Raw genomic sequence first — 20,096 nt, forward strand, 5'->3', positions numbered from 1 at the left:
ATCATTGAGCTGAGAATACCACACTTGACACAAAAAACAAGCCCAGTACGATAACTGGGCTAAAGAGCACGCTCTAATAATTTAGGCTTTGCAAAAATCATTCGACCAGCAGATGTTTGCAATACACTAGTGACAAGGACATCAATCTCGTCACCGATAAATTCACGTCCACCTTCAATGACAATCATGGTTCCATCATCTAAATACGCAACACCTTGACCATGTTCTTTCCCATCTTTGATCACTTGCACATGAATCTCTTCACCTGGTAAGACAACAGGTTTTACAGCATTTGCCAAATCATTGATGTTTAATACTTTTACACCTTGCAGTTCACAAACTTTATTCAAGTTAAAATCGTTGGTTACCACTTTTCCAGAAAGCACTTTGGCCAATTTGACCAATTTGCTGTCTACTTCTTGAATATCTTCAAAGTCACCTTCGTAAATCATTACTTTTACATCTAATTCTTTCTGAATCTTATTTAAAATATCCAAACCACGTCGACCACGATTTCGTTTTAATAAATCCGATGAATCGGCAATATGTTGTAATTCTTCCAAGACAAACCCGGGGATAACAAGCGTCCCTTCTAAAAATCCAGTACGACAGATATCGGCGATTCTACCATCGATAATAACACTCGTATCTAAAATTTTATGTTCTTGGATAGCAGCTGCTTGTTTTTCTCTTTGTCTAGCTTTCTCTCTAGACTGTCTTCCAAGTGTAAAGACTGTGATCAATTCATCACGCTTTTTATATCCTACTCGGAAACCGATATAACCTAGGAATCCAGAAAGAACAAAAGGCAATATTCGTGACACTCCAGGAATAGGCAGTGAAGACAATGGCTGCTGAATTAAAAAAGCAATAATAAGTCCAAAGATGAGGCCAAGCGCACCAAAAAGTCCATCCGCCGCAGGAATCTTTACTAGTCTTTCCTCAACCCATTTAATCCATGATACAATAGGGTCAGCCAACCACATGGCTGCCAAAAATAGAATGATTGCCCCAAGAATCGCTCCAATTAAATGAGGAGCTGGCACTTCGCCAAAATTCAGAGGAGACCTGAGAAGCACCCCGAAAAACTTCGGTCCTAAATAGTATCCTGCAGATCCTCCAGCAAGTGCAAAAACGAGTTGCACAATACGTTTCATCATTGGGGCTTCACCCCCTCTCTTATCAGCTCTAGATGTTATCATTATAAACAAATGATAGTCAGAATAATCAAATCGAATAAAATTTATTTTTTGGAGATAAGAAAATGAGAATCCATCTCACTTATATTTACATGCAACTTATAAAAAATCGCTAAGTATATCAGTACTGTTCTTCGGAAGAGTTAACTCCATCAATAAGTTGAAAAGCCTGCTCTTCTTCCAAATCACGAGCTAAAACAAACTCACTGATCAAAATTTGCTTTGCATTATCCAACATTTTCCGTTCTCCTGTAGAAAGACCTTTCTCTCCATCTCTACGCATCAAAGAACGAACAACTTCCGCTACATCATAAATATCTCCAGTTTTCATTTTATCTAAATTTGCTCGAAACCTTCTGTTCCAATTGGTCGTTTCATCATCTTCAAACTGTCTCATTCTTTGCAGAACAAGCTCAACCGTATTATCATCAATCACTTCACGTAAGCCTATTGACTCTACATTTTTGAGCGGAACCATTACTTTCATGTCTCCGATCGGCATACGCATAATATAATATTGTTGACGTTCACCCAAAATTTCTCTCTCTTCGATTGACTCAATTACGCCGGCTCCATGCATTGGGTAAACCACCTTGTCACCTATGTTGAACAAACGGGCCACCTCCATAGACAATGTCTATTTCCAAGATATCACAAAGAGGCACCTATGTCAATCGAAACAGAACATATTAGCACACTAATCAAAATGCGTCAACGGCTTTTTGCGTATTTTTTTTACAAAGAAAAGAAACATCTGACAGACTTGCAATAAGTTGCTACTAAATCACAGCAAATCATTGGTCTTATATATCGTTTCATGTTTTTGCTTTGCATGTCAAATAACAATCTTTTCTCTGTAAAAATTCCTGTTTCTTTGCTCTGTTATTTTGGGGTATCATTTTTGGTCGCAAAAGCTTACTACTATTTTGCGTATAAAACAGTAGATAAGCAAGTAAATCACAAAAAAATCACCCAATGTTAATATTAAAAAGAAATATTTTCATTTTAATTCCAAAAAAAATTCAATGTACCTAGATTTAATGGTTCTTAGCAGTAAATCCAAACTTTCCCTCCGCCCACATGGGAGTAGGACTTTATCTGTGCTTTGTAGAAATGTTAACAACAGTAACTACTCCGAAGGAGACGGATACATGGGAAAATTTTCATCACTAGTCAGTAAATCTTATCGAATAATAAATATAGAAGAAGCTTCTGCTCTGTTTCCAGCAATGAGCGAGATACTTTCCTTTACACCATCGGGTTTTGTTTATTTGATGGTTTATGAAGAATTACCAACACCAAAACCAATTCCTCCACAACTGATTGGACCGTATCCAAGCCAGGAAGAAGCACAAAATGCGATAAAACAATCCGAGGAAATTCATCGGTCTAGCTTATCAAGAGCCAAAGACAATATTATTGAGTTCGAGAGTATTCTGAGGATTGGAGAAAATAAATTAGAGTGACCATAAAAAAACACCCCCAGCATCGTTAAACGATTCAAGGAGATGTTTTTATTTGTCTAATCTTCCACCGGCTCTTCGTTCTTTCTTGCCCGTCTGCGGTTAAAAGATTTTTTTAATCCATATAAAGCATACAAGGCAAGGGGGACAAAGATAACCATAGGTAACTGGGCTGGATAAAAAATAGCAGAGATAGCGATAGCTATAATAAATACTGCAGAGACCCATAAAAATGCTTTTGGTGCTTTCATATTTTTAAACGCTGGATACTTGATTTGACTCACCATCAAGAAAGACAAAAATAACATTCCTATCACCATTATATAATGGCTGTCTACGTACTTATCATATAATGCCATGGTAGCGAGAATACCACCTGCTGCCGTAATCGGCAACCCGATAAAATATCCTTTCGGACTCGATTGAACGTTAAAACGTGCTAGACGTAATGCTCCACAGATCGGAAATATCGCAGTGATAAACCATCCCTCTGGACCAAAATACTTTAAAACAGAAACATACATAATAATTGCAGGAGAAACACCAAAAGTTATGACATCAGATAATGAGTCCAATTCTTTTCCAAATTCACTTTGTGTATTTAACATACGAGCTACTCTGCCGTCCAGACCATCGAGCAGCATACCAATAATAACGGTAATTGCTGCATATTCCCAGTGGCTATTGATCGCTAATAAAATAGCCATAATACCTAAAAATAGATTCCCCACTGTGAATAAATTGGGTAAAATTCTTGCAAACATAGTGGAACCTCCTAGAGATTAAATACCGAGTTTATCAAGGGGGTTGACTTTTAATAATAAGTGGTAGTAGATGTAATAGGTATCCAATCTTAATTCATAAAGACATTCTACCACAAGTGTTATAGGCATTCACCAAAATATTCAATTTTAAAAACAATCATGCTGATATTGAATAGTCATCAAAGATGACGGTCAATGAAAACTTGACTGCGAATTCGTTTCAAACCGTCGTGTACTGCTCTTGCACGAACAGCCCCAATTCCTTCTACTTCATCTAACTCTTCAATGGTAGCGAGCATCATCTGCGGTAACACTTCAAAACGTTCCACCAATTTCTGCACAACGTTGTTTGGGATACGGGGAATTTTTGATAAAATACGATATCCCTTAGCAGACACAGATTCTTCTTGAAGATTTAAGGGACCAGGATAACCGATTACCTTTGCTACTACTTGATGATCAAGCAAATCATCTGCAGATAATTGTTTCAAAGAAGAAAAAACTTTATCAGGCCGCAATTGCTCCTCATCCATAGCATAATCTTTTACAAGCAAGTACGCTTCTTGCTCCATATTACCCATCAGTTCCTCTAACTGCATCCGAATCAAACGACCTTCATTGCCAAGTTCGTGAATATAACTATCTATTTCACGTTTAACCCGCAGAACCATCTCCATTCGTTGGAGAACAGTAGTTACTTCATCAAGGGTAACCAGCTCTTCAAATTCCAGTGCACTTAAATTCGTCGTTGCTTGATCAAGTACCGATTTATACTTTTCCAATGTTTGCACTGCTTGATTTGCTTTTGTCAAAATAACACGGATATCTTTTAAAGAATAACGAATCGTTCCTTTGTACAAAGTGATCGTATTACGTCTTTGAGAAATAGAAACTACGAGTTTTCCCGTTTGACGAGCTGTTCGTTGGGCTGTTCGATGACGAATTCCAGTCTCTGTGGAAGGAAGCGTAGCACTCGGAACCAATTGAGCATTTGCATATAATATACGTTTTCCATCATTCGATAAAATGATAGCACCATCCATCTTTGCCAGCTCATATAAAAAAGAGGAGGAAAATGGACAATCAATATGAAAACCGCCATCTACAATATCAGCAACTGCATTGTCGTAACCCATTACGATTAGTGCACCAGTCTTGGCTCCTAATATATTATCTAGACCTTCACGAAAAGCAGTTCCTGGTGCAATTAACGTCAGCATTTCATCAATATGGCCTGTATTTTCCTCTCGCAACGTTTTACCCTCCCAATGCGACTTCCAATGCTTCTTTCAATGTTTTGACTCCAATTCGTTCAATTCCTTCTGGTGGATTCCAACCACGCATGTTTTTTTCTGGAATAATAACATGTTCAAAACCCATTTGCCATGCTTCTGCCACACGCTGTTCAATCCGACTGACTCCACGAACTTCTCCAGTCAAACCAATTTCACCAATAAACAAATAATCAACCCCGATAGGACGCTCACGAAAGCTGGAAGCAAGACTCAATGCTATTGCTAAATCGATAGCTGGTTCGTCTAATTTTACTCCACCAACCACATTCAAATACACATCTTGTTGATAAAGAGAAAATCCTAGTCTTTTTTCTAATACTGCTAACATCATACTAACTCGATGATGATCGACTCCTGTAGCCATTCGCTTGGGGATGGCGTTGCTTGTGGGTGTAACAAGCGCTTGTAATTCAACCAATACAGGGCGTGTCCCCTCCATACTGGCTGCTACAGCAGTACCGGGTACACCAATCGGCCGACCTGCCAAAAATAGTTCGGAAGGGTTTCCAACTTCGGCTAATCCTGCTTCTTTCATCTCAAAAACACCTATTTCATTCGTTGAACCAAAACGATTTTTCACCGCTCGTAATACACGATATGTATGATGACGTTCTCCTTCAAAATAAAGAACGCAATCAACCATATGTTCAAGCATTCTAGGACCTGCTAAGGCTCCCGCTTTCGTAACATGCCCCACAATAATGATCGATACTCGCTTTTCTTTTGCCAAACGCATCAATTGACTCGTGCATTCTCGTACTTGTGATACACTTCCTGGTGCAGAAGTTATTTCTGGATGAAACATTGTCTGAATTGAATCAATGACAACTAGTTGCGGAGAAGTCTCGTCAATTAATGTTTCGATTGCTAGTAAATCTGTCTCTGCTGCAATAAACAATTGATCTGACAACGCCTCTAGACGTTCTGCACGCAATCGAATTTGTTCCATCGACTCTTCACCAGATACATAAAGTACAGCCATTCCACTATCTGCTAATAAATGAGTTGATTGAAGCAATAGCGTTGATTTACCAATTCCCGGATCTCCTCCAACTAATACGAGCGAACCAGGTACGAGCCCTCCGCCAAGCACACGATTTAATTCTCTCATTTTTGTATCGTAACGAGGAGTTTCTAATTTTTCTACTTTGGTAATCGGGACTGCTTTTTCTTTTAGCTTTTTTGTATTTCGATTTACAGCCTGTTTATTACCCCCAGTAATCACTTTTTCCTCAACTAAACTATTCCATACTCCACAGCCTGGACATCTTCCCATCCATTTCGGTAATTCATAGCCGCACTCACCACAGACAAATATACTCTTACTTTTTGCCAAATTCATTCCTCGATTCCATCTTTTGTTAACCATTATAGCAAATACACCAAACGTACATGATGCTTGTCAAAAAATCTCGGAATACGATAAACTATAGTATAGAAAAAGGAGGAATCAGACTTGTTTCTTGCACATTTACACTATCAAAGACCTTATGATGTCATCCAACTTCATGTAGAAGCTCATCGTTCTTACTTGGATACATTATATCAATCGGGGAAACTGATTTTTTCCGGGCCAAAAGTTGATAAATCTGGCGGCATTATACTATTTGCAACAAATGAAAAAGAAGAAGTGGAAGAAATTATTTCAAAAGACCCATTCTATACACTGGACTTAGCCACATATGAAGTATTAGAATTTAATCCAGTGAAATATGATACTAAATTCGCCAACCTATATTTATAATAAAAATACTATCATTATTAAAAATATGATTACCTTATTAATTTAACATATTGGGATATGTTTTTCAGCACTCCAACGCAGTAAAACATAAAAAAGCGGCCGATGCCGCTTTTTTTATGTGGTACTTACATTTGCCTTTTCTACTACAAGTTCATTGTCTTTTAAGTCAATCGTCACATGGTCACCACGAACGATATTTCCTCTGAGTAATTCTTCTGATAAGCGATCTTCCACATGTTTTTGAATTGCCCGTCTCAGCGGTCGAGCCCCATAAGCTGGATCAAATCCTTCTTTTGCTAGATGTTTGGTAGCTTCTGGCGTCATTGTTACATGAATATTTTGTTCTGCAAGGCGTTTTCTTAATTCTTCTGACATTAAGGTAACAATTTCGCTGAGATGCTCTTCTTTTAAGGAATGGAAGACAATTACATCATCGATACGGTTTAGAAACTCTGGACGGAAGCTCTTTTTCAGCTCTTCCATGACATTTTGTTTCATCCGTTCGTATTCATCTTTACTGTTATCCCCAACAGTAAAGCCGAGTTTTGTATTTTTGCCAATTGTAGAAGCCCCCACATTAGAGGTCATAATGATAATCGTATTACGGAAATCTACCGTACGACCCTTACTATCTGTCAAACGACCATCTTCTAATACTTGGAGCAGTACGTTAAATACTTCTGGGTGGGCTTTCTCAATTTCGTCAAACAATACTACAGAGTAAGGTTTCCGACGAACTTTTTCGGTCAATTGGCCACCTTCATCATATCCCACGTATCCGGGAGGAGAACCAACCAAACGACTTGTAGAGTGTTTTTCCATATACTCGGACATGTCAATACGAATCATCGCATCTTCATCTCCGAACATAGACTCCGCTAAGGCTCTAGCCAACTCTGTTTTTCCGACACCGGTAGGTCCTAGGAAGATAAAGGAACCGATTGGACGCTTTGGATCTTTTAATCCTGCACGAGCTCGGCGAATGGCACGAGCAACTGAGACAACTGCTTCTTCTTGACCAATCACTCGGTTATGCAAAATTTCTTCCATTTTCAGAAGTCTCTCTGTTTCTTCTTCAGCCAGCTTCACAACTGGAATTCCAGTCCAGCTCGCTACTACATCAGCTACATCTTCTGCTGTAACCGCAGAGTCGGTTTTACCTTGGTCTTGCCTCCAACGATTTCTCGTTGTTTCCAGTTCTTCACGCAGTTTTTGTTCTTTATCTCTCAATGATGCTGCTTTTTCAAATTCTTGACTCTGTACTGCTGCATCTTTTTCTTTTTTTACTTCTTCCATTTTTTGTTCCAACTCTTTTAATTCGGGTGGAACAGTGTAGGAGGAAAGTCTTACTTTTGATGCTGCTTCATCAATCAAATCAATTGCTTTATCAGGTAAGTAACGGTCAGTGATATAACGGTCAGAAAGTTTTACTGCTTGTTTAATCGCTTCATCTGTAATTTTTACACGATGGTGCGCTTCATAGCGATCACGGAGTCCCTGCAAGATTAATATTGCTTCTTCTTTCGATGGCTCATCGACCGTAATTGGCTGGAAACGACGTTCTAATGCTGCATCTTTTTCAATATATTTTCGATACTCATCGAGCGTTGTTGCTCCTACGCACTGCAATTCTCCACGAGCCAATGCCGGTTTTAAGATATTAGAAGCATCAATGGCACCTTCTGCTCCGCCTGCACCGATCAATGTATGCAATTCATCAATAAACAGTATGATATTGCCTGCTTGACGAATCTCATCCATAATTTTTTTCAATCGATCTTCGAATTCCCCACGATATTTGGTTCCAGCGACCACCGTACCCATATCAAGTGTCATCACGCGTTTGCCGCGAAGGGTTTCAGGAATATCCCCCTCAACAATTCGCTGTGCTAAACCTTCTGCCACTGCAGTTTTCCCTACACCAGGCTCCCCGATCAATACTGGATTGTTTTTCGTACGACGAGATAATACTTGGATCACACGTTCAATTTCTTTGCTTCTGCCGATGACAGGGTCCAAGTTGCTCTCTTTCGCTGACTGCGTTAAATCACGAGCCAGACTGTCCAATGTTGGTGTATTGGCACTCATTTGTGTACCTCCTTGATGTGAGGAAACTGTTTCTGTGCTTCCAAGCAATTGAAGTACTTGCCCACGTGCTTTGTTCAGACTTACACCAAGGTTATTTAAAACTCTTGCTGCTACTCCTTCTCCTTCACGAATTAAACCTAGAAGAATATGTTCTGTACCAACATACGTATGACCGAGTTTTCTCGCTTCATCCATCGACAATTCGATTACTTTTTTCGCTCTTGGTGTATAAGCGATACTAGTAGGCTGACCACTTCCACGTCCGATTAGTGTTTCCACTTCTTTTTGGATTTTTTCCATACCAAGCCCAAGTGCCACCAAGGCTTTAGCAGCAATTCCGTCTCCTTCGCGGATCAATCCCAATAAAATATGTTCCGTGCCAATATTGGTATGACCAAGACGAACTGCTTCTTCTTGTGCCAAAGAGAGTACTTTTTGAGCTCGTTCTGTAAATCGTCCGAACATCATATCGCTTCACCTCTTCTTTTTTATCTATCTTTTTCCATTCCAAATCTTTCACGAATGAGCTCAGCGCGCCTAACATCTCGTTCTTCTGCACCCAATTTCTCACCAGCATATTGTTGAAGAAAACCTGGTTGAATAAGCACCATCAGCTCATTCATCACAGAAGAAGGAACATCTCGTATTAATTCTAAGTCAATTCCCAGACGCACATCCGACAACCTTTTCATCGCTTCTTTGGAATCAATAATGCGTGCATGGGCTAAGATTCCAAATGAACGTGTTACTCTATCTTCCAATTGAATCTGGGACATTCCAAGAAGGTGTTCCCGAGCCTGTTTCTCATGATCGATCATTTGGTGGACGACACCTTGCAACTTGTTAATAATTTCGACTTCCGACTGTCCTAATGTTACTTGGTTAGAAACTTGATACAAATTACCTAATGCTTCACTGCCTTCCCCATAAATCCCTCGAACCGCGAGTCCTACTTGGGTAATCGCTGGGATAAAACGATTTAACTGTCCAGTTAAAGCAAGTGCAGGTAAATGAATCATTACGGATGCTCGTATACCTGTACCCACGTTTGTAGGGCAACTTGTTAAGTATCCACACTGTTCATCAAAAGCAAAGGAAACATGTTTTTCTAACCAATCATCTATTTGAGATGCCAACTGCCATGCTTTCTCTAATTGAAAGCCTGGAAAGAGACATTGAATTCGAATGTGATCTTCTTCGTTCACCATGATACTTACTGATTCATCTTGGCTAAACAGCACAGCACCAGACGTCGATTCTTCTGCTAAATGCGGACTGATCAAATGTTTCTCTACCAAAACCCTTTTTTGCAGTTCTGTCAGATTGGACATCTGAATTAACTCTGCATTTTCCAAAATTGCTGGGACATCGTCTTTCGTCAATGCGTCTTCAATCAAGTGAATTACTTCTTCTGATTGGGAGGCGGTGCTGAGCATAGGAAAGGGCATATGGGCTAAGTTCCGTGCAATTCGAACCCTGCTGGAAAAAATCACATCTGATTCTGCACCTTTGACCCGCATCCACTCACTCATTGCATTCTCAAGAAATTGATTTAATGACACAATACCGCCTCCTTACTCCGACAGCCGTTCCTGCAAGGAACGAACTTGATCTCGAAGTTGTGCTGCTGTTTCAAATTCTTCTGCTTCAACTGCTCTTGCAAGCTGTTCGCGAAGTTTTTCTAAGTCACGCCTAATCTTCAACTCTCCTTTAGTACGTTCTGGGATTTTCCCTTGGTGAGTTGTCGATCCATGTATGCGACGAAGAAGCGGATCTAAGCGGTCTCGAAATGTTTCAAAGCAATCGCTACAGCCAAACCGCCCTATCTTACTAAATTGATTATACGTTAACCCACATGTTGCACATCTTGGAACTGTCTTTTGTTGTGCAATGCTGGTGGGAGATTCACTTTCTACCATATCAAAATTCAATAAACCAGATAACAAGTTATGAAACGAGAAGCCATTGTCAAATCCAGGCATATACTCGCCTTTTTCCTGTGCGCAAACTTCGCACAAATGTGCTTCTGTCTTCTCTCCATTTATAATTTTAGTAAAATGAAGTGTTGCTGGACGTTTTCCACACTCAGGACAAAGCAAGCTAATCACCCTCCTAACCTTCCAAACAGAATGGATACCATCGACCGCAACACACGGGCTCTCAGTTCATCACGAATGGGTAGAGGAAGCTGCAGCGTTTCCCGGGAAATAATATTTTTGATCAAAATCGCTTCACGATCAGTCAACAATTGATCTTCAACAAGCCGACTAATCACATGTTCGGCAGTTGTTTGAGGGATTGTTTCCCCAATATGAAGCAATAGATCCGCAAAATATTCTTTTCGGGAATGCAGTCTTGCACGACGAATTCGAATAAATCCTCCTCCACCACGTTTACTTTCCACCAAGTACCCTTTTTCCACGGTAAATCGTGTACTGATCACGTAGTTGATTTGCGAAGGAACACATTGAAATTCATCCGCTAACTCACTTCGCTTGATCTCTACTATCCCGTTGTCACTAGCTGCTAACATCTGTTGTAGATATTTTTCGATGATGTCCGAAATATTCCCCACACGGACACCCCCTTGCTGACTTTGACTAACTTTGACCTTCTGTTATTATTATACACCATCGAAGCAAAATGGCAATGCTTTTTCTTATTTTCGGTTACATTTTGGACAAATATACAAGGGAAATCATATGTGAGGGATATAACAAAAAAGCTAACTTATTACTTGTTAGCTTTTTTCATCTATGAAATATTTCATTATATTCGGACGGGGACAATACTGCACTCCAAAGAAGTTTAGAATTGTCCAGGTCCCCTCCTATGCTTGTTAGCACAGGAGGGGATCGACCGCCTGAGAGGACTCCTTTGGTCAGAAGTTGTACTGTTCCTGGAGACGCTTGAGGAACGAGTTGTTCTTGACGAATTCGTCGTCCTCTGCATCCAGATCGTAGCCACACTCAATCTTGGCGCGAATGTCGTGGAAGCGCTGCTTCTCCTCCCATCGCTCCGAGAGGTACGGGTTACCCTTGATGAACGTCAGATCATCCGCAGTGAGTTCTCGGCCGCCTCGCTTGATCTTGTCGAGCACCTCACCGAAGCGCCTCTTGTCATCCAGCAGCTTCTTCAGGTACGCATGCCCCTCGATGATCTTCATCTCCTGCTCGGAGAAGGAGGGAAGGCTGCCGCGCTGCTTGAGCTTTCCCAGCAGACTCTCAAAGACATCCTGAGGCAGCCTGTTCGCCTGGATCTCCTCGTAGCGCTGGCGGAACTCCTCCAGCTTGTCCTTGGGGATGATGTCCTTGTACTTCTCGCAGATCAGCACGATCTGCGCGTCATACAGGCTCAGACCTTCCCGAATCCGGTACTGGAGGTAGTTCTTCTCGATCTTCTTTTCGAAGAAAGCGAGCTGCTTGGCGGACACGATGTCGCTGAAGTGCTTGTCGTACTCCTGCTTGACCAGCTTCATCTCACGGATGGTCAGATGCCCCTTGTCTTCGAGCTTCTTCCGCACATCTTCGCGAGTGATGGTGGGACGCTTTGCAACCTTTTCATTCGAAACAACAGACATTATGAGGATTCTCCTCTTAACTTCTCATGTGCCATTAGACTAGACACAACGGTCGATGTAACTCAATGGTACAATAATGACTTTATATATTCAATAAACAAGTGGAAAAATCAAATAATTTGTGCCGTGACGAACGCTAAAATCGATCTCCAAAACAATAAAAAACGCTGGATAGAGAAAACTTCTCCTCATCCAACGCTTATTACTACATCTATATAAACATTTCATTATAATCGGACGGGGACAACACTTTACTCCTAGGAGCATAGAATTGTCCGGGTCCCCCCTGTACCTGTTAAAGCACAGGGGGGATCGACCGCCTGAGGCGTGGAGAATTACTACTTCTTCCCCTTGCCGCCACCCTTGGTGGCAGCCGTACGGGCACGGTCCCGCTCCTTGCGCTCGTTCCTCTTCTTCAGCTGGGCGGCGAGCCGGGCAGCCTTCTTCTCCTCGGCAGCACGCTTGTCGGCAGCAGACTGCAGCTCCTCGGGAGTACGCGCACTCCGCTGGGAACCGCGGCTCGTCGAGCGGGAGGAGTAGACCGTCGGAACGGCGAACTTCTCCTTGAGCTTCTGGAGACCCGGGTGCAGCTCGATGTCGGCCTCGTCCTCTGCGGTCAGCTCGACGCCGAGCTTGATCTTCATGACCAGCTCGTCAGCGCGCTTCTGGGGGAGCCGCTTCGGTCGGTTCTCCAGCTTCTGCTGGAGCTCCGCCAGCTGCTCCTCCGTGGCGATGTGCCGGTACTTCGTGAGGATCAGCTCGGCCTGCTCGAAGGTCACGTGCAGACCCTCGGTGAGCTTGCGGCGCAGGAACTCCCGCTCGATGGCCTTCTTGAAGGCAGCGAGCTGCTTCTCACCCACGAGGTCGGGGTAGTAGTTGACGATCAGCTTCATCTCGAACGGGTACAGATGCTCCTTGTTCGCGAGCAGCTGTGCCAGCTTCTCACGGCTGGTAACGGGCTGACGACGCTGGGAAGCGACGGGCTTCTCGGTGGTGACAGCAGACATGGTGGTACTCCTACAAACTATGTGTGCCTCAGGCACAACGGTCGATGTATCTCTATCCTACCTAATCAATCAATTCGTTTCAATACTGAAAATAGTAAAATAATATGATTTTATATCCTATTCCTTTTCTCATATACCAAAAAAGCTGACACCACGGTATCAGCTTTTCGATCTATATTAAAATAATCATATTCTGGCGCCCGGGAATGAATAAAAATTCAGTCACGGGCGATCCACTCTCCCTCGTGAGGAGAAGGATAGGGTTCAGGCGAGGCTTGCCCTCAGTCCCTCCAGCAGCGCGAGCTGCCCCGGCTTGATGCCGTTCGCCGGTGCCTGCTCGATCGGACGGCGGTGAGCCTTGGGAGTCACGCGCGGGACATCGTTCGGCACGACGCGCCGGGCGGCGACCGGGTGACCGTTGGTGATCGGGCGACGAACACCATGGGTGCGACGGTACTGAGCTGCCTGATCCAGCAGCTTCTTCCGGTTCAGCCCCAGCTGGTGCATCGACAGGTTCTCTCCAACCTGCACACCGTACTTGCCACGGCTGCGGGCACGAGAAGCCTGGACGTCGATGAGAGACATGGGTTTTGCCTTTCCTGTAAAGCGGGTAAATGTACCTTAAAACTATTACATTCCGTTGCCTCTGTCAATGCGTCTAAACGAATAACTGCAAAATTCCATGCAATTAACCAATTTTTGTTTCCTTTTGTATAGTAAAAATACAAAAAGAATCCACTTTATCTTTGGATAAATTTCCTATTCAATATATATGCTCTACCCGATTAATGCCCTCTACCTGCTGGAGTTCCTCCAATAATTTTGCATCAAAACTTTCGCCTTTCATCTTTATAGTAAAGGTAATTTTTGATTCATCGTGTTGGTCTTCTTCAATCCGCAGCTTTTTGATGGAGACCGTTTTGCTCTTCCCAATAATCGCTACTAATTCGCTTAAATTGGTCGATTCGGTTTCGATCCAAACTTCCAGCACTGCCCTTGTTCGTTTATTCCAAAAAATACGGTCCAATTGCCTTCTAATAATTAACCCAACAAATACAATCACTGTCGTAATAATAGCCGGAAAATAGTAGCCTGCACCAGTAGAAAGCCCGACAGCCGCAACAACCCATAAAGAAGCAGCCGTTGTTAACCCGCTTACCGTAACCCCCTGACGCAAAATAGTTCCCGCTCCTAAAAAACCAATCCCGCTAACCACTTGGGCACTGATACGAGATGGGTCAAAGGTAAAGTGTTGTAATTGAACAAAATCAGCAAAACCATAAATGGAAATAAGCATAATAAGGGAAGACCCTACGGAAACTAAAATATGTGTGCGAAATCCAGCTGGAGAATGATTTAGTTCCCGTTCCCAGCCAATCAATCCACCCATCAGAGCTGCCATAAATAATCGCTCCGTCAAAACCCAATAACTCGGATGCAAAATATCATTCATCGCTGACCCACCTCCTCACTATACAATTACCCTAATATAGCATTTTATTATACATAATTGGGATTTTTTACGCGAAATAATTTACATCTATTTCTTCCGATTTATATCGCATTTCAGTATACTGATAGTAAATATTCCACATCTGATGGAAGAGTTTGATCAAATGGACGCTATTTCTCTGTTCGAGCAGCTGCAAAATCCACGTGGCGGTCCTTTTAGCAGAGGATTGCCGCCTGTGCTCGCTTCGGTCTATGAGAAGCTTCAATTTCATGACCCGTTTACCACCACGACAGAACTAGACGATGCAATCGCTTATCTCAATAGGCGGAGCAGCGTCCCAGAGAAAAACAAAATTCCGTTTTTCCTCGAACCAAGGTATCCCATTGCACATACCACAAGTGAGAGATTGTGGTGGAACGAGAGGTGGAGCAAATCGAATGACTTCTATCTATACCGACAGCTGAGCAAGGCACTCAGTCACTTCAAAAATTGGCTGGTAGAAAGAAAACTTGTAGTCGTATAACAAAAGATCAAACTTACGACCGGATATCTATCGAGGTATCCGGTCGTCGACGTTGTCCAAGCCAAAAAAGTTCGTTATGATGAGATGTGGAATCTAGCAAAGAGGCGGTAATCTGTATGTCCCCAAAACAAATCAAATGGCTGATTCTCGCCATACCTACATTAACGATAGGTTTATGGGAATATCTTCGTCACACAATCCTGCTCCCACATATATCGATGGAGTTAGGCAACTGGCTATCTCCTTTGATTGTTTTTCTAGTGACGATCACACTTGTCAATCCTTTATTTCAAGCATATGAAAGCCTGCAACAGGCCTTGAAACAAGAAAAAGAGAGCACGCAATTAATGGCAGAAAGAGAAAGAATAGCTAGAGAGCTCCATGACGGTATCGCTCAAACGCTTTTTCTTTCTTCTGTCCAAGTTGAAAAACTAAAATCGATTGCTCCCCATGAAGAATGGAGAGAACTTCAGCATAGTTTGCATCATATCCAAGAATATGTAAGACGCTCCATTCACACGCTGAAAACAGAATCACAACTTTCCTTATCTGCACAAATGAATACAAGTATTGAGCAATACCGATTGAACACAGGTATATCGACAGAATATCGCGCTACATTCCAAGATGAACATTTCACCCAGAAAGAGGCTTGGGAAATTATTGCTTGTACGAATGAAGCATTAACGAATATTCGTAAGCATGCACATGCGACAAAAGTAATGGTAACGCTCCTATCGAATCCAAAAGCTTGGTCCCTCACCATTACCGATAATGGTACTGGCTTTAAAGAGAATGAGTTAGATAATCCAAATCGGTTTGGATTACGGATGATGAAAGAACGGGCTGTAGAATGTGGGGCAACCTTCTCGATCATCCAAAAGCCCCATAAAACAGCAATTCAAATCACAAAGGGAGGGAGAATGGATTGAGCTATCGAATTTTGCTTTGTGATGATCACGAACATGCAAGAAAAGCAATGCGCATGATTTTAGCAGAAGATGACCGCTTTACGATCGTTGGAGAAGCAACAAAAGGCAATGAAATCTTAGAACTGACGGAACAGTTGATGCCTGACATGATCTTGATGGATATAAATATGCCCATCCTCAATGGACTAGAAGCAACACGTTTGGTAAAGGAAAGGTTTCCCTATGTGAAAATCGTTATGGTCACAGTATCTGATGATGTCACCAACTTATTTGAAGCGATTAAAAATGGTGCGCAAGGATATTTAGTTAAAAATTTAAATCCATCGATATGGTTAAGCTACTTACATGCACTAGCTACGGACTCTGCCCCTATGCCACAAGCGATTGCTAATCGTATTTTAGCAGAATTTACAGAAACAAAATCACCCGAAAATACAATACTCACTCCAAGAGAACAAGAAATTTTAACAAGAGTAGCTCAAGGGTTGAGCAATCGCGAAATTGCAACCGAATTGATCATCTCTGAACACACCGTAAAAAATCATTTAAAAAATATTATGCAAAAACTCCATCTCAACAATCGAGTTCAATTGACTAGATATGCCTATGAACAAGGGTTTATGGAATAAGTACATAGAAATAGCCCAAAGGAGCCATCGATTTCATCTGTAAGTATTTTCTATAATGAAGTGGAAGAGTTTCCAATTACAAACACAAATAAAGCACGAAATAGGATGAAAACAAAGGAGTTTGCTCACGTTGAAAAAAATTAGCTGGTTTTTCCTATCACTCATCGTTCTTCTGGGAGGTTGTTCCACTAAGGCTCCTGCCCCTACTTCTGCGCCAAAAAACATTTCTCTTACCTTTGCTGTCGGGCCTAGCAATCCCACACCAAATAAACCTGTAACTCTTTCAGCAAAAGTTATTGGAGATAGTAAACCTGTGAATGATGCTGAGGTTGAGTTTGAAATCTGGAATGGAAATTCCAAAAACCACTCGATGGTAAAAACGAAACGCACAGGAGAAGGAACATATACCATCACCAATACATATCCGATTGCAGGCACTTACAATGTCATTGTTCATGCAACTACCCCTCAAGTTCATCAAATGATCTCCAAAACATTTACCATCGCAGAGAAACACAACAGCCAGCATGAACACACGATGAATGAGAATGGAGTTTACCTGCATATCCAGCTTCCATCCAATGCCAAAAGTGGACAAGAAACAAAATTACTCGGTCATGTTGTCCAAAACAATAAGCCACTTACTGCTGCAAATGTCGAATTTGAGGTCTGGAAAGATGGAGAAAACAATCATGATTATACCGATGTTGCCGAAATCAACCCCGGCGAATATTACAGTACCTATCATTTCAAAACATCTGGAACATATCATATTAAACTGCATGTGGAAAAAGGGAAAATTCACGAGCATAAGGAACAGAGCCTAGTTGTAAAATAGTTCCTATGCTAGACTGTAGAGAGGATCGTTCATACTAGTTTGGAGAAAATTATGGGCCGCTTTTACCAGCCAAATGAAAAACTTTGTGAAGCCCTTACTGACCTCATGTTGGTACTCTTTCGACTCCCCGACGACCTCGAAGCGATACGTGATCAACTGATGAGGCGACCACATGAAGCATTAACAAATACACAAATTACCAAAGCCAAAGCCTGTCTAAATCAGCTGATTAAAACTGCTGATGGGAAAATCCAGGAACTAATAAAAGATCTGTCCAAAGCCGGTATTCCAGTAGCTGATCTAAAATCAGATATAGAACCTAGCAAAATCCAATCAAAGAAAATTCAATTGTGGGTTGAGGCTTATCGAAAACAAGACAAAATCTCTAGCGAGAGCACAGTAGCTCTTAAAGCACTTCCAAATTAGTATATATCCCCACTAGAAATATGAATGATTTCTAGTGGGGATTCGCTTTACTGTATGATAAAATCAAAAAGATACATCCCTTCTCGTTTGGAGAAAACATGAACCCGGAATACGCACTTGAGCTCGCTCTTGATACTTTGAGTGATCTGTCAAGGGATTGGGATGACAAAGTACTTGGTACATTGCCTAAGGAACTAAGTGACTTCTGCAATCCTAATAATAAAAATAAGGATGTTAAATCTGTCCGAGAGACTCTGAACAAGCTGTGTACAACGATTGAACAGAAGCTCGATAAACAGAAGAAGGCGATTGAAGCTTACAAGGTTAATGGGATGACAGTCCAGATCTATTTCGATTCAGCACCACGTCATCCGGATAACAACAAACAGCAGAAGATCGATGAACTGCGAGCATTGTACTGGAAGCTTGAACCTGTTGTGACGAAGATCAAGGATATCATCGAGTACTTGAAAAACGCAAAGGGATGAGAAACTGGCTGGCTTCCATAAGCGGAAGCCAGCCAACTGTATTTTTAATAAGATTTATTTACAAAATCTCATGATCCTAATATTTTTAAATGCGTTCACTTCTGCAAGGCAAAAGTATTTTAATATACACATTCAGCCAAAAACATTATAATATATGCAAGGAACAGTGTCTCTCTGACGGAGAAGGAAAATGGACTACGATCACAACATCAATGACTGGAACTACTGGACCCGGTGGGCGCTCCAGCGACTCAAGCGCGCTGGATACAACACCCGTAACCTCCAGAAGGAGTTCCGCCGGCTTCAGGCTGCAATCCTGCGAGACTACCGCGGTCAGGAGCGAGAGACTCGGAAGAACCCTGAGCTCTTCGGGGACCGTAAGTACCGGTTCCGGAGTCTGGACAGCACGGAGTTCTACGAGCTTGAAGTGCCGTTCGATATGTACCTGGATGTCCTTCACTTCATGCGGAAACTGCTGGACCAGCTCAAGAAGTACGAGCTGAAGCGGCCTTCCCTCTGGGTAGAAGCCGAAATCCAGCGAATCGAACAAGCGCAGAAAGAGGATGAGGAACTCATCAACAACTCAAAGCTTTCGATTCGTCATTCCCATGAAGGGTTTTTCGGATGCGATGAATCCATCTCCCACCACATGCTTGGCTTCAGTTTCTGAGGCGTAAGAGAGATGCACGTGCCCGCTGCCATAAGGTAAATCCTTTCGGCCAGCGGGCACACGCATGTAAAAAGCCACTAACTTTTGTTAGTGACGCTCTGTCAATAAATCCTTTAACAATGCCATTCTTACCCACATACCATTTTTGGCTTGTTCAAAATAAAGCGCTCTTGGATCCTCATCTACTTCTGTTGCAATCTCTTGATTACGAGGCAGTGGATGCAGAACAATGGTTTCCTCAGAAAAACGACTTAGAACCTCTTTATTGATAACAATTTCCTGTACTTCTCCTTCTTTTGCAGACATTCTTTCTCGCTGTGTTCTTGTTTGATAGAGTACATCTGCGTCAGGCGGGACCTCTTCCAAAGACGAACAGGCGACAAACCGCCCGCCATGAACTTCAATATAATGAATATAGTCATCATGCAATTCCAATCCTGGAAGACTAACACCATACACAGTCAATCCATCAAACAAAGACAGCATTTTCACCAGCGAATGAACAGTACGCCCATAGCGTAAATCTCCGATTACCGCAATCGCTAAACTATCCAGCGAATTACGTCTCTCAAAAATGGTATAACAATCGAGCAGTGACTGGGTGGGATGCTCTCCAGAACCACCCCCCGCATTGATGATTGGCACAGCTGCAATTTTACTCGCCTGATCAGCAGCATCATTTTCTTGGTGGCGCATTACAATTGCGTCAACATAGCCTTCTACGATGCGGATGGTATCTGCTAAACTTTCACCTTTCACAGAGGAAGAAGCTTCCCTTGCATTTTCTGTGCTGATAAGGCTTGCACCAAGTCGTTGAATAGCGGACTCAAAAGAAAGCCGAGTACGTGTACTCGGTTCAAAAAATAAAGTAGCTATCACTTTTTCATGAAGCGCGTTGCTATAACGACCTGGATTTTCTTTAATACGTGAAGTTTCTACAAATAAAGAATATAATTGTTCCTTGGTGTATTGACTACTAGAAGTAACATGTCGCATA

23 protein-coding genes are annotated in these 20,096 nt (G+C 42.0%); 9 read left to right on the forward strand and 14 right to left on the reverse strand.

The genetic code is table 11. The features are described 5' to 3' along the window. Nucleotides 1-59: 59 nt before the first annotated feature. A complete protein-coding gene (locus tag AC5WOC_RS18455) occupies nucleotides 60-1,160 on the reverse strand; it encodes a PIN/TRAM domain-containing protein (RefSeq protein WP_496056890.1) in 1,101 nt (366 codons plus the stop codon). Nucleotides 1,161-1,320: 160 nt separating this feature from the next. After that, entirely contained in the window at nucleotides 1,321-1,827 is a 507-nt protein-coding gene (locus AC5WOC_RS18460) for a CarD family transcriptional regulator (RefSeq protein WP_496056994.1), read from the reverse strand. Nucleotides 1,828-2,350: 523 nt separating this feature from the next. On the opposite strand from AC5WOC_RS18460, the gene AC5WOC_RS18465 reads away from it, so the two are divergent. Further along, nucleotides 2,351-2,665 (forward strand): hypothetical protein, encoded by a 315-nt coding sequence (locus AC5WOC_RS18465; protein WP_496056891.1) that lies wholly within the window; start codon nucleotides 2,351-2,353, stop codon nucleotides 2,663-2,665. Nucleotides 2,666-2,721: 56 nt separating this feature from the next. On the opposite strand, the gene pssA is transcribed toward AC5WOC_RS18465, so the two are convergent. The 3 genes from pssA to radA form a co-directional block, all read right to left on the reverse strand. Continuing rightward, the gene (pssA, locus tag AC5WOC_RS18470; protein WP_496056892.1) at nucleotides 2,722-3,426 is read right to left on the reverse strand and encodes a CDP-diacylglycerol--serine O-phosphatidyltransferase; all 705 of its coding nucleotides are present in this window, start codon (nucleotides 3,424-3,426) and stop codon (nucleotides 2,722-2,724) included. Nucleotides 3,427-3,605: 179 nt separating this feature from the next. Continuing rightward, on the reverse strand, nucleotides 3,606-4,679 hold the full coding sequence (gene disA, locus AC5WOC_RS18475; RefSeq protein WP_496056893.1) for a DNA integrity scanning diadenylate cyclase DisA: 1,074 nt from the start codon (nucleotides 4,677-4,679) through the stop codon (nucleotides 3,606-3,608). A gap of 4 nt (nucleotides 4,680-4,683) precedes the next feature. Continuing rightward, nucleotides 4,684-6,057, reverse strand: coding sequence for a DNA repair protein RadA (gene radA / locus AC5WOC_RS18480; protein ID WP_496056995.1), 1,374 nt, complete (start codon nucleotides 6,055-6,057; stop codon nucleotides 4,684-4,686). A gap of 120 nt (nucleotides 6,058-6,177) precedes the next feature. Between radA and AC5WOC_RS18485 the strand changes: the two genes are divergently transcribed. Next, nucleotides 6,178-6,465, forward strand: a complete 288-nt coding sequence (locus AC5WOC_RS18485; protein WP_496056894.1) for a YciI family protein — start codon at nucleotides 6,178-6,180, stop codon at nucleotides 6,463-6,465. 114 nt (nucleotides 6,466-6,579) lie between these two features. Here the strand turns inward: AC5WOC_RS18485 and AC5WOC_RS18490 are convergent, their stop codons facing one another. The 8 genes from AC5WOC_RS18490 to AC5WOC_RS18525 form a co-directional block, all read right to left on the reverse strand. Beyond that, entirely contained in the window at nucleotides 6,580-9,021 is a 2,442-nt protein-coding gene (locus AC5WOC_RS18490; protein WP_496056895.1) for an ATP-dependent Clp protease ATP-binding subunit, read from the reverse strand. 20 nt (nucleotides 9,022-9,041) lie between these two features. Then, nucleotides 9,042-10,115, reverse strand: coding sequence for a protein-arginine kinase McsB (gene mcsB, locus AC5WOC_RS18495; RefSeq protein WP_496056896.1), 1,074 nt, complete (start codon nucleotides 10,113-10,115; stop codon nucleotides 9,042-9,044). Nucleotides 10,116-10,127: 12 nt separating this feature from the next. Next, nucleotides 10,128-10,652, reverse strand: a complete 525-nt coding sequence (gene mcsA / locus AC5WOC_RS18500) for a protein-arginine kinase activator protein McsA (RefSeq protein WP_496056897.1) — start codon at nucleotides 10,650-10,652, stop codon at nucleotides 10,128-10,130. A 5-nt stretch (nucleotides 10,653-10,657) separates the two neighbouring features. Further along, a complete protein-coding gene (locus AC5WOC_RS18505) occupies nucleotides 10,658-11,128 on the reverse strand; it encodes a CtsR family transcriptional regulator (protein WP_496056898.1) in 471 nt (156 codons plus the stop codon). A gap of 306 nt (nucleotides 11,129-11,434) precedes the next feature. Next, a complete protein-coding gene (locus tag AC5WOC_RS18510) occupies nucleotides 11,435-12,133 on the reverse strand; it encodes a hypothetical protein (RefSeq protein WP_496056899.1) in 699 nt (232 codons plus the stop codon). A gap of 338 nt (nucleotides 12,134-12,471) precedes the next feature. After that, nucleotides 12,472-13,140, reverse strand: a complete 669-nt coding sequence (locus tag AC5WOC_RS18515; RefSeq protein ID WP_496056900.1) for a hypothetical protein — start codon at nucleotides 13,138-13,140, stop codon at nucleotides 12,472-12,474. A 264-nt stretch (nucleotides 13,141-13,404) separates the two neighbouring features. Further along, on the reverse strand, nucleotides 13,405-13,725 hold the full coding sequence (locus tag AC5WOC_RS18520) for a hypothetical protein (protein ID WP_496056901.1): 321 nt from the start codon (nucleotides 13,723-13,725) through the stop codon (nucleotides 13,405-13,407). Between the two features lie 178 nt (nucleotides 13,726-13,903). Then, nucleotides 13,904-14,593: an MgtC/SapB family protein gene (locus AC5WOC_RS18525; RefSeq protein ID WP_496056902.1), complete on the reverse strand. Its 690-nt coding sequence runs from the start codon at nucleotides 14,591-14,593 to the stop codon at nucleotides 13,904-13,906. Between the two features lie 163 nt (nucleotides 14,594-14,756). Here AC5WOC_RS18525 and AC5WOC_RS18530 point away from each other — a divergent pair, with 163 nt between their 5' ends. From AC5WOC_RS18530 to AC5WOC_RS18560, 7 genes are all read left to right on the forward strand, one after another. Then, nucleotides 14,757-15,116, forward strand: a complete 360-nt coding sequence (locus AC5WOC_RS18530; RefSeq protein WP_496056903.1) for a hypothetical protein — start codon at nucleotides 14,757-14,759, stop codon at nucleotides 15,114-15,116. A 116-nt stretch (nucleotides 15,117-15,232) separates the two neighbouring features. Next, nucleotides 15,233-16,048 (forward strand): sensor histidine kinase, encoded by an 816-nt coding sequence (locus AC5WOC_RS18535; protein ID WP_496056904.1) that lies wholly within the window; start codon nucleotides 15,233-15,235, stop codon nucleotides 16,046-16,048. A gap of 47 nt (nucleotides 16,049-16,095) precedes the next feature. Further along, nucleotides 16,096-16,677, forward strand: a complete 582-nt coding sequence (locus tag AC5WOC_RS18540; RefSeq protein ID WP_496056996.1) for a LuxR C-terminal-related transcriptional regulator — start codon at nucleotides 16,096-16,098, stop codon at nucleotides 16,675-16,677. Between the two features lie 130 nt (nucleotides 16,678-16,807). Continuing rightward, the gene (locus tag AC5WOC_RS18545; RefSeq protein WP_496056905.1) at nucleotides 16,808-17,515 is read left to right on the forward strand and encodes a FixH family protein; all 708 of its coding nucleotides are present in this window, start codon (nucleotides 16,808-16,810) and stop codon (nucleotides 17,513-17,515) included. 51 nt (nucleotides 17,516-17,566) lie between these two features. Further along, nucleotides 17,567-17,941 (forward strand): hypothetical protein, encoded by a 375-nt coding sequence (locus AC5WOC_RS18550; RefSeq protein ID WP_496056906.1) that lies wholly within the window; start codon nucleotides 17,567-17,569, stop codon nucleotides 17,939-17,941. Nucleotides 17,942-18,039: 98 nt separating this feature from the next. Further along, entirely contained in the window at nucleotides 18,040-18,429 is a 390-nt protein-coding gene (locus AC5WOC_RS18555; RefSeq protein ID WP_496056907.1) for a hypothetical protein, read from the forward strand. Nucleotides 18,430-18,619: 190 nt separating this feature from the next. Continuing rightward, nucleotides 18,620-19,099, forward strand: coding sequence for a hypothetical protein (locus AC5WOC_RS18560; RefSeq protein WP_496056908.1), 480 nt, complete (start codon nucleotides 18,620-18,622; stop codon nucleotides 19,097-19,099). A gap of 87 nt (nucleotides 19,100-19,186) precedes the next feature. Here AC5WOC_RS18560 and pyrB read toward each other — a convergent pair whose 3' ends face one another. Beyond that, nucleotides 19,187-20,095: an aspartate carbamoyltransferase gene (gene pyrB, locus AC5WOC_RS18565; protein WP_496056909.1), complete on the reverse strand. Its 909-nt coding sequence runs from the start codon at nucleotides 20,093-20,095 to the stop codon at nucleotides 19,187-19,189. Between the last annotated feature and the right edge of the window lies 1 nt (nucleotide 20,096).

This window comes from Shimazuella sp. NTD247, from assembly GCF_059510415.1.

Coding starts and splice junctions, on each gene's coding strand:
- AC5WOC_RS18455 (WP_496056890.1), bottom strand. CDS start 1,160: ATGATGAAACGTATTGTGCAACTCGTTTTTGCACTTGCTGGAGGATCT.
- AC5WOC_RS18460 (WP_496056994.1), bottom strand. CDS start 1,827: ATGGAGGTGGCCCGTTTGTTCAACATAGGTGACAAGGTGGTTTACCCA.
- AC5WOC_RS18465 (WP_496056891.1), top strand. CDS start 2,351: ATGGGAAAATTTTCATCACTAGTCAGTAAATCTTATCGAATAATAAAT.
- pssA (WP_496056892.1), bottom strand. CDS start 3,426: ATGTTTGCAAGAATTTTACCCAATTTATTCACAGTGGGGAATCTATTT.
- AC5WOC_RS18490 (WP_496056895.1), bottom strand. CDS start 9,021: ATGATGTTCGGACGATTTACAGAACGAGCTCAAAAAGTACTCTCTTTG.
- AC5WOC_RS18510 (WP_496056899.1), bottom strand. CDS start 12,133: ATGTCTGTTGTTTCGAATGAAAAGGTTGCAAAGCGTCCCACCATCACT.
- AC5WOC_RS18515 (WP_496056900.1), bottom strand. CDS start 13,140: ATGTCTGCTGTCACCACCGAGAAGCCCGTCGCTTCCCAGCGTCGTCAG.
- AC5WOC_RS18520 (WP_496056901.1), bottom strand. CDS start 13,725: ATGTCTCTCATCGACGTCCAGGCTTCTCGTGCCCGCAGCCGTGGCAAG.
- AC5WOC_RS18525 (WP_496056902.1), bottom strand. CDS start 14,593: ATGAATGATATTTTGCATCCGAGTTATTGGGTTTTGACGGAGCGATTA.
- AC5WOC_RS18530 (WP_496056903.1), top strand. CDS start 14,757: ATGGACGCTATTTCTCTGTTCGAGCAGCTGCAAAATCCACGTGGCGGT.
- AC5WOC_RS18535 (WP_496056904.1), top strand. CDS start 15,233: ATGTCCCCAAAACAAATCAAATGGCTGATTCTCGCCATACCTACATTA.
- AC5WOC_RS18540 (WP_496056996.1), top strand. CDS start 16,096: ATGCGCATGATTTTAGCAGAAGATGACCGCTTTACGATCGTTGGAGAA.
- AC5WOC_RS18550 (WP_496056906.1), top strand. CDS start 17,567: ATGGGCCGCTTTTACCAGCCAAATGAAAAACTTTGTGAAGCCCTTACT.
- AC5WOC_RS18555 (WP_496056907.1), top strand. CDS start 18,040: ATGAACCCGGAATACGCACTTGAGCTCGCTCTTGATACTTTGAGTGAT.
- AC5WOC_RS18560 (WP_496056908.1), top strand. CDS start 18,620: ATGGACTACGATCACAACATCAATGACTGGAACTACTGGACCCGGTGG.
- pyrB (WP_496056909.1), bottom strand. CDS start 20,095: ATGCGACATGTTACTTCTAGTAGTCAATACACCAAGGAACAATTATAT.